Source organism: Mariniflexile sp. HNIBRBA6329 (genome assembly GCF_043558645.1).
In the GTDB taxonomy this organism is placed as follows: Bacteria; Bacteroidota; Bacteroidia; order Flavobacteriales; family Flavobacteriaceae; genus Mariniflexile.
Genome location: NZ_JBIFXS010000036.1, coordinates 1 through 1,456, shown reverse-complemented (window position 1 = coordinate 1,456; position 1,456 = coordinate 1). Strand labels below are relative to the sequence as shown.

The following is a 1,456-nucleotide window of genomic DNA, read 5'->3' as shown; positions in this document are numbered from 1 at the left end:
AAAATGGACTGCCCCCAAAACCTTAGACAAATTTATAATTAATTTTGACAATAATGAGCTCGATATTCAATAGGGCTCATTCCATTTAAATTTAGTTTAATTCTTTCATTATTATAATATTTTATATAAGCTTTAATATCTTGTTTTAATTGATTTATTGAGATGTACTTGTTTAGATAAAATAATTCGGATTTTAAAGTACCAAAGAAGTTTTCTATTATAGCATTATCCAAACAGTTTCCTTTACGAGACATACTTTGTATAATTCCTTTTTCTTTTAATAATTGTTGATATTGTTTCATTTGATATTGCCAACCTTGGTCAGAATGTAGTATTAAATCGGTTTTGTTAGGAATCTTTTTAAAGGATTTTTTTAACATGATGGCTACTTGCTCAAAGCTCGGTTTTTCAGATAGTTCATAACTTATTATTTCTCCATTGAACAGGTCAATTATTGGTGATAAATACAACTTATTTCCAAAGACCTTAAATTCAGTAATATCGGTAGCCCATTTTTTGTTGGGTTTGGCAGCTTTAAAATCGCCCTGTAATACATTGGGTGCTATTTTACCTCTTTGTCCTTTATAGGATTTGTATTTTTTAATTCTGATAAGGCTCTTCAATCCCAATTCTTGCATCAATCTCAGTACTGTTTTATGGTTGATTTTTAGATGTTTTTTGTTGATTTCCAAAGTGATCCTTCTATAGCCCAATCTTCCTTTATGTTGATGGTATATTTTTGTAATTAATAGCTTTACCTCTTTGTACTTGTGTGTAAGCTCACTTCTTTTTTGATAGTAGTAGTAGCTACTTCTTGCCATATTGGTATGATTTAGCAACAGATCTAAATCGTATTTATGCCTTAATTCCGTTATGGCTTGAGCTTTTTGTTTTGCTCGGCTTGAGTTAAGGCTTCTAACTTTTTTAGCAAGTCCAGTTCTGCTCTTAAAGATTCATTTTCCAATAAAAGTTCCTCTTCTCTGGTTAAAGGTTTACTGGATTTCTTTTTCGCCCTCTTAAATGGCGTATTAGGTTTTCCTTTTGGTTTGTTGGTTAAGCCCATAATACCTGAATTTTTATATTTTCTTTGCCAACCAAGAATTATGGACTTAGTTGGTATGTTAAACTTCGAACATGCTTGACTTAAAGATAATACATCCTGTTCGATGGATACCAAAACCTTCTGTTTGAATTCTAAACTATATTTTGTGATTGCTCGAGGCATTAGGCCTTTTTCACCAAATGCTTCATAAGAACGGATCCAATGATGTAGCGATGTATGGTGAAAACCATTTAATTCTGAAACAGATTTGACTGTTTGATGCCTATTCAAAACTTCTTTTACACAACGAAGTTTAAATTCATAATTATACCTGACTTTTCTTTCCATAAAAATACCCTCAAATAGTGTCTAACTTTTTGGGGGCACTTCAAAATCCGCGAGGATTTTCGTAAG

The 1,456-nt window shown here is 31.5% G+C and carries 2 protein-coding genes; both read right to left on the bottom strand.

Annotation, left to right across the window (positions count from 1 at the left end; all coding sequences use genetic code 11):
• Positions 1-38 precede the first annotated feature (38 nt).
• On the bottom strand, positions 39-875 hold the full coding sequence (locus tag ACGK9U_RS16075) for an IS3 family transposase (protein ID WP_394467576.1): 837 nt from the start codon (positions 873-875) through the stop codon (positions 39-41).
• Positions 872-1,390: a helix-turn-helix domain-containing protein gene (locus tag ACGK9U_RS16070; RefSeq protein ID WP_394467574.1), complete on the bottom strand. Its 519-nt coding sequence runs from the start codon at positions 1,388-1,390 to the stop codon at positions 872-874. The genes ACGK9U_RS16075 and ACGK9U_RS16070 overlap by 4 nt, the downstream gene beginning before the upstream one ends.
• Between the last annotated feature and the right edge of the window lie 66 nt (positions 1,391-1,456).